The organism is Streptomyces sp. NPDC001156 (assembly GCF_053598275.1).
Genome location: NZ_JBSFJX010000317.1, coordinates 1 through 6,870, shown reverse-complemented (window position 1 = coordinate 6,870; position 6,870 = coordinate 1). Strand labels below are relative to the sequence as shown.

Here is a 6,870-nt window from a genome sequence, read left to right as displayed (position 1 = left end):
CGCGACGGCCCGGATACCGCCATGCCCCAGCACCCGGGCCTCGGCACCCATGAGCAGCCGCCGCTGCCGCTCGTCCAGATGCGGGAACAACACCGCGAACTTCACAGCGAGTTGGCCGCGGGCTTCGTCTGGGATGCGTATACCACGTCAACGAGCCCCGGAGCGGGAAGCAACACGTTGATTCTTTGCAAACCCTTAGGAGGCCAGTGACTCGGTCAGTTCCGCAATCACCTGGGCGTGGCACGGTTCGGGTGCGCACCAGCAGCCCAGTCTCCGGCCGCGGAGGCCGGGCAGCAGGGCGAGGAGGTCCGGGCGGCCGAGGAGATGGGCGCGGTACTTCTCGATCACCTCCTCGCGCGTGCCGTCGCGTCCCGGCCGGAACGGGCTCGCGAGCGGCGAGCCCTCGAGGTCCCATCCGCCGCGGCGCATCGCCCGGCCGACGTAGACCACGTCCGCGTACTCGGGATCGCCGCGGTGGCCCTTCAGATTGACGACGGTGGTTGTGGCCATGCCGGTCCTCCTCGCCTTTCAGGCAGCGTCGGGCAGTGCGAAGACGGCGCAGGTGGCCGTCCCGTGCGCGTACAGCTTGCCGTCGGCCGCCCCGACGATCCGGGCCTCGGCGGTCGCGGTCGTGCGGCCGACATGGACGGCCCTGCCCTCGCAGCGCAGCGTCGGCGTGGTGTCGAACACGGGCCTGACCAGGTTCACGCCGAGCTGCACCGTGGTGTACGCCCGGCCGGCGGGCAGGGCGGTCAGCACGGCGGTACCGAGCGCGGAGTCGAGGATGGTGGCCATGTAGTCTCCGTGGACCGTGCCCATGGGGTTGAAGTGGTGTTCGCCGGGTTCGCCCTCGAAGACGGCCAGTCCCTCCTCGGCTTCCACCAGCCGGAAGCCGAGCGTTCCGCAGATCGGGGCTTCGGGCAGACGTCCGTCGAGGCTCATCCGGGCCAGCTCGATGCCCGTGGGGCCACCGGCGGTCGCGTAACCCTTCGGCGGTTCCCAGGTGTGCGTGCGCGAGCGGGTCCCGGCAGGGAGCGCCGCGTCGGCGGGCGTGTGGCCGGTGGTGCGGTTCTGCGTGGCGGGCTGCGCCATGGTGCTGTCCGTCCTTTACTGCCCCCTTCTCGGGGGTCCGTCGGTGATGTGCGGGGCGCCGGGCGGCAGCGCGGTCTCCACGCTGCCGCCCGGCTGTCAGGCTGAAAGGCCCATGGGGCCGGGGCTGTTGCTCGGCGCGTTGCGCCCCGGCCCGTCAGGGACCCTGGTGTCTCAGGGCCGCCTGGATCAGGGCAGCTTGACCGCCAGCAGGTCGACCGGCCGGATGTCCGGAGCCTCGCTGAGCATGGTCTGCGCGGCCTCCATCAGTGCGGCGGCGATCCTGCCCTGCAGGTGTCCCTGCAGCCCCTGCTCGTCGTCGAAGGTGTCGAAGACGCCGAAGGTGGTGGTGCTCTGCCGGAACGCGAACCAGGTGACGGTGTGGTTCTCCTGCTGCGCGAGCTGCAACGCGTCACGCAGTAGGGCCTCGACCTCGTCGGCGTACTCGGGCTTGGCCTCGATCCGTGCCAGCAGTCCGAGCTTGGTCATGGTGCACTCCCGTTGTCTGGGTTTCGTGAAAGCTGCGGTGCCGGTACCGGGCACCGGATCTCGTCCGGACATCGAGGAATCTAGGCGGCCGGGCCCGCCGCCCCCAGTGTCGGAAACGACGCGTCCGATATCGTTCCCGTCATGGATGTGGCTGTGCTGGCATACGACGGCGTCTTCGACTCCGGGCTCGCCGCCCTGCTCGATGTGCTCGACGGGGCGAACGCCATGCGGGACGAGCTTCCGGAGCCCCCGCCCGCCTGGAAGGTCACCAAGATCGGCTTTCGGCGGCGGATCCGCACAGGCGCGGGACATCTCGTCGATACCGTCCCCGTCGGCGCGGCGGAGAAGGCGGATCTGCTGCTGGTTCCCGCGCTGGCCGAGCGGCGGCCCGACGCCCTGATCGCGCATGTCACGGGCCCGGAATCCACTCAGGTACGGCGGCTGGTGGCCGCGACGCGTGAACGTCGCACGCCCGTCGCCTCCGCCTGCACGGGCACCTTCCTGCTGGCGGAGGCGGGCGTTCTCGACGGTCGTCGCGCCACGACGAGTTGGTGGCTCGCTCCCTACTTCCGCAGGCGTTATCCGGCGGTCACCGTCGACGAGACCAGCATGGTCACCACGTCCAACGGTGTGACCACGGCAGGCGCGGCCTTCGGGCACGTCGACCTGGCACTCGCGATCGTGCGGATGAGCAGTCCGGCCCTGGCTGATCTCGTCGCCCGCTATCTGGTCGTCGACGAGCGCCCGTCCCAGGCGGCGTACACGATCTCCGCGGCCCTCGCGCAGAGTGACCCGACCCTTGCGGCGTTCGAGCGCTGGGCCCGGATCCACCTGGACCGGCCGATCTCGATCGCCGAAGGAGCGCGGGCCGTCGGCGTCAGCGAACGCACGCTCCAGCGTGCCGTGCGTCGCACGCTCGGCACGTCGCCCGTCGGCTTCGTCCAGGACCTGCGCGTCGAGCGCGCCTCCCATCTGCTGCGGACCACCGATCTGCCACTGGAGGTCATCGCCCGCAAGGTCGGTTACGAGCACGCGAACACGCTTCGCATCCTCCTCCGCGAGCGCACCGGGGAGACGGCCGGCGCTTTGCGGGGACGGTGAGGCATCCCGCATGCTCGGCCCAGTGCCGCGGCGTGCTGGATCCGCGCCGGGTGACGGTCCACTCCCAGCGGCCCGGCGCCAGAGCGCGGCGGGGCTCTCGCCCATGCCGGTGACCGGAGCGCGGGAGGCGCGGACGGCTCTCCACCGACTGGTGCCGCTGACTCAGGCGTCTCGGGGAACGGGCCCCGCGCGGCGCGCTGGTCACCACGTCTCGTCAGGCGCCGGCGCCGGTGTCACCTCACGTTGCCTGCCGCCTCGTGTGACGGCGCGGGCTCAACGCAAGCCGTCCCACAAGACCCGCAGCTCGTGGTCCGGATCGTGGGTGATCTCCGGTGACGAGCCGAACCGGCGGACGGCGCGGTCGGATTCACGGTAGGCGGGCCAGCCGGGATCTCCTGTGGTGGCGAAGGAGACCCATGCGGCATGCATGCTGTCGGCGATGTCCTGCGGCCGGGTGTCGCCGAGCAGGGGAGCGAAGCCGGGTTCGGCCAGGTTGTCGAAGACGAAGGGGATCTCGACGGCATGGCAAGCGCCGAGCGTGCCGTCGAACGCCGGGGAGGCCCAGTCGAATTCATACACGAAGGCGCGGGCACCGTGGCGCGTCTGCGCTTCGGCCAGGCGCAGGGCGGGCAGGCGGTAGAACCAGTCGGTGGCGATCTTGGTGTAGAGGTCGCCCGGCGTCGCGTCCGGGAAGGCAGCGCGATAGACGGGCACGCCCTGGACGGGCGGCAGGCCGTACGCGGCGGCGGCGCGCTCCACGAGCTCGTCGGTCACCAGGCCGTGCAGCCCGGTGGGCACGGTGAACAGGCGGAACTCGTCGCGGGTCCAGCCCGCCAGAACATCGATGCCGGCGGCCGTCCCGTCGGCGATCGCGTCGATGGGCGTACGGGGCAGGGTGTCCTGGTCGACCACCGGCTCGAAGGGCATCATGTTGACGGACGCCTCGCCCCACAGCTCCGGGTCGGGGCGAGCGGAGATCTCGGCCCGCAACTGCTGCTGCGCGGCCAGTAGTTGCTCCAGGGGTACGGCGGCGAGGTCCGGCCGGGTGGCCGGGACCTCGAGGATCGCGGCCAGGCGGGTGGCGACGAGGGAGGCGGACGCGGGGGAGAGGGTGTGGTGGGCCGCGCCGCTCTGCAGTACGGCGCGGTGGATCAGCCCCTTGGCGGCGGGCATGGCGAGCAGGGCGCCGATGCTCATGGCGCCGGCCGACTGTCCGAAGACGGTGACGCGCCGGGGGTCGCCCCCGAAGGACTCGATGTTGTCGCGGACCCACTCCAGGGCGGCGATCTGGTCCAGCAGGCCGGGGTTGGCCGGTACGGAGTCGTCCGGGCCGAGGTGGAGGAATCCCTGTGCGCCCAGGCGGTAGTTGAGGGTTACCAGGACGACGCCGTCGCGGGCGAACGCGGTGCCGTCGTAGCCGGGGACGGAACCGGAGCCGTTACTGAAGGCGCCGCCGTGGATCCACACCATCACGGGCAGGCGCCCGGCCGGGTCCGGGGTCCAAACGTTGAGGTTGAGGAAGTCGTCGCCGGGGATGTCGGCCTCGGGGATGAGGCGGTCCATCGGTGCGGGGTAAGGGGCCTTGGGGGCGGTGGGGCCGTAGGCGTCGGCGTCACGGATCCCGTCCCATGGCGCGGGCGGCCGCGGTGGTGCGAAGCGCAGTGGCCCGGTGGGCGCGGCGGCGTAGGGGATGTTCCTGAAGCAGGCGATGCCCGCGGGTCCGACGGTGCCTCGGACGGAGCCGTGGCGGGTGGCGAGGACCGGTCGCATGGTCGCTCCTTCACGCAGGGCGGGGCGGGGAGCCCCCTTCGGGTGGGGGCGGTGAAGCCCCCCTCAGGCAGGGTAGGGAAACGCCGCGGCTCGGCACACCGGGCGGGTGCGGAGCCAGGGCGTTCAGCGGTCGGGGCTGACCATGCGCAGCGCGAACTGCGCGTACTGATCGGCTACTTGTTCACGCGTACGGCCGAGGGTGGGGCCGAAAAAATGGGCGACCTGTACGCCGAGGCCGCCGATGGCCGTGACGGCGAGCAGCGGATCGGCGAGGCTGAACTCACCGTTTTTAATGCCCTGTTCCAGGACGTCCGCGAGCAGTCGGCGGCACTCGTCGCGCAGTTGGAGTGAGGGCGCCGCCAGTTCCGGATCGAGGGCGTGGAGCTCGCTGTTGGTGACGACCGCCAGCAGCGGATAGTCGGTGTGGACCAGGACATGGGCGCGGACCAGGGCGGTCAGCTGCCGGGCGGCACTGTCCTTGCGGGTGCCGTCGGCCGCCTCGGCCAGCCGGGCCCGCATCTCCTCGTGCCCGATGCGCACCAGCTCGGCCAGCACATGCCCCTTGGAGGGGTAGTGCGCGTACAGGGTCGCGGAGTTGATGCCGACCATGCCTGCGATCTGCCGGATCGAGGCGCCCGCGAAACCGGACTCGGCGAACAGTTCGAGGCCGGCCTGGAGGATCCGTCCCCGCGTGCCGGGCGGTGTGACGCCGTCGGGCAGGACCGCTGCCATGGCGACGACCCGGCGGGGCTCCCATGCGGGAAGGTCCATGGCTGCTCCTGAGGACTCGAAGAATTCCAACCAATCGATTGGTTGACACCGTAGCGCAGAAGCCGGATGGTAACTCGCAACGATCCGGAAACAACCAATCGATTGGTTGGCGACGTGGACATGGAGAACGACGCCGGGGCAGCTCGGCCGATCCACGCCGCGTGTGCGCGACCTGCTGCCGGCTGTCCGATGCACCGCCGAACGGGCGGTGCGGGTCATCGGGCCCGGCTTGAGCAGTCCTCTCCGAGGCCGCCCGCACGGGCGGTCCTCGTCATCCCTCCCCCATCACCGGAGTGTGCACAATGAGGTTCCGCTCCCTACGCAGAGCCGTCCAAGGCATCGCCGTCCTCGGTGCCGCGGCTGCTCTGGCCACTGTCGGCCTGGCCGCGCCGGCCCAGGCCGCCACCCCGCCCCTGCCGGAACTGAACATCACCGGCACCTATGTCACCGGAGTCTCCTCGGGCGGCTTCATGGCCACCCAGCTCCAGGTCGCCTACTCCCGCACCTTCGACGGCGCCGGCATCGTCGCGGCCGGGCCGTACGCCTGCGGTCAGGGCAATGTGATCAAGTTCGTCACCTGCGACCTGGGACTGGGCGTCGGCACGCTGGAGCGCCAGGCCGAGGACTGGACGGCGCAGGGCCGTATCGACCCCGTCGCCAACCTGGCGGGCAAGCCGGTGTACACCTATCACGGCTACCTCGACCCGGTCGTCAACCCGCTGGTCTCCCAGGCCGGCGTCGACTTCTACCAACACTTCGACGCCGATGTCACCTACCACGACTGGGACCCGGCCGGCCACTCCTGGCCCACGCCCGACGGCGTCGTACCCTGCGCGCTGACCCTGCCGCCGTTCCTGAACAACTGCCACAACGACCCGCAGCGCGAGATGCTCACCGCATGGCTGGGCGGGGTCAACCCGCGCAACAGCGGCGCCCCCCAGGGCACCCTCAGCCACTTCGACCAGACCGCCTATGTCCCCGGCGGCTCCGCGGGGGACTTGTCCATGGACACCACCGGGCAGCTCTACGTCCCGCCCTCCTGCGCCGCCGGCGCCCCCTGCAAGCTCGTGGTGGCCCTGCACGGCTGCCTGTCCGCCCAGCAACTCCTCGGCACCGCCTTCGCCGAGAAGGGCAACCTCGACACCTACGCCGACACCAACAACCTCGTCGTCCTCTACCCGCAGGCCGTCTCCAGCATCTGGCCGGTGAACCCGCAAGGCTGCTGGGACTGGTTCGGCTACACCGGCTCGGACTATGCGGTCAAGAGCGCGCCGCAGATGAGGGCCATCGTCAACATGGTCCACGCCTTGGGCGGTTGACCCGGCTCGTCGGTCCGGCCCGTCCTCCCGGTGCCCATGGATAAGTACCCACCTAAGGTTGGAGGTGAAAGGGACACACCGGGAGGGTTGGGAGCTGTTCGGTTTCGGATGTGCAGGAGTGTGCGTGAGTGTGCACGAGCATGTACTTGTTCGTGGTGTTGCAGCGCGCACGACCGCTTGGCGGGCACTGTCAGTGCCGGCCGGTAGCGTTCTTCCTGTTGCTGGTCACGTGTTGGGGAGGGGGCAGATCGATGCGTGGTGAGTCGCTGCGTACGATCGCTGCCCCCTTCGTGGCCGTCGGCCCGTCCGGCGTGGCGATCCGCACCCGCAT

General features: G+C 70.7%; 7 protein-coding genes. 2 read left to right on the top strand and 5 right to left on the bottom strand.

Annotated features, from left to right (window positions below):
* Window positions 1-195: 195 nt before the first annotated feature.
* From ACWDA7_RS48905 to ACWDA7_RS48895, 3 genes are all read right to left on the bottom strand, one after another.
* Window positions 196-510, bottom strand: coding sequence for a DUF4326 domain-containing protein (locus tag ACWDA7_RS48905; protein WP_450614185.1), 315 nt, complete (start codon window positions 508-510; stop codon window positions 196-198).
* A gap of 18 nt (window positions 511-528) precedes the next feature.
* Window positions 529-1,092, bottom strand: coding sequence for a PaaI family thioesterase (locus ACWDA7_RS48900; protein ID WP_450614183.1), 564 nt, complete (start codon window positions 1,090-1,092; stop codon window positions 529-531).
* 186 nt (window positions 1,093-1,278) lie between these two features.
* On the bottom strand, window positions 1,279-1,578 hold the full coding sequence (locus ACWDA7_RS48895) for a putative quinol monooxygenase (protein WP_450614181.1): 300 nt from the start codon (window positions 1,576-1,578) through the stop codon (window positions 1,279-1,281).
* A gap of 141 nt (window positions 1,579-1,719) precedes the next feature.
* On the opposite strand from ACWDA7_RS48895, the gene ACWDA7_RS48890 reads away from it, so the two are divergent.
* On the top strand, window positions 1,720-2,679 hold the full coding sequence (locus tag ACWDA7_RS48890) for a GlxA family transcriptional regulator (protein WP_450614179.1): 960 nt from the start codon (window positions 1,720-1,722) through the stop codon (window positions 2,677-2,679).
* A gap of 273 nt (window positions 2,680-2,952) precedes the next feature.
* On the opposite strand, the gene ACWDA7_RS48885 is transcribed toward ACWDA7_RS48890, so the two are convergent.
* Both ACWDA7_RS48885 and ACWDA7_RS48880 read right to left on the bottom strand, forming a co-directional pair.
* Entirely contained in the window at window positions 2,953-4,449 is a 1,497-nt protein-coding gene (locus ACWDA7_RS48885; protein ID WP_450614177.1) for a carboxylesterase/lipase family protein, read from the bottom strand.
* A gap of 123 nt (window positions 4,450-4,572) precedes the next feature.
* Window positions 4,573-5,220: a TetR family transcriptional regulator gene (locus ACWDA7_RS48880; RefSeq protein ID WP_450614175.1), complete on the bottom strand. Its 648-nt coding sequence runs from the start codon at window positions 5,218-5,220 to the stop codon at window positions 4,573-4,575.
* A 302-nt stretch (window positions 5,221-5,522) separates the two neighbouring features.
* Here ACWDA7_RS48880 and ACWDA7_RS48875 point away from each other — a divergent pair, with 302 nt between their 5' ends.
* Window positions 5,523-6,539, top strand: a complete 1,017-nt coding sequence (locus ACWDA7_RS48875) for an extracellular catalytic domain type 2 short-chain-length polyhydroxyalkanoate depolymerase (protein ID WP_450614173.1) — start codon at window positions 5,523-5,525, stop codon at window positions 6,537-6,539.
* Window positions 6,540-6,870 lie beyond the last annotated feature (331 nt).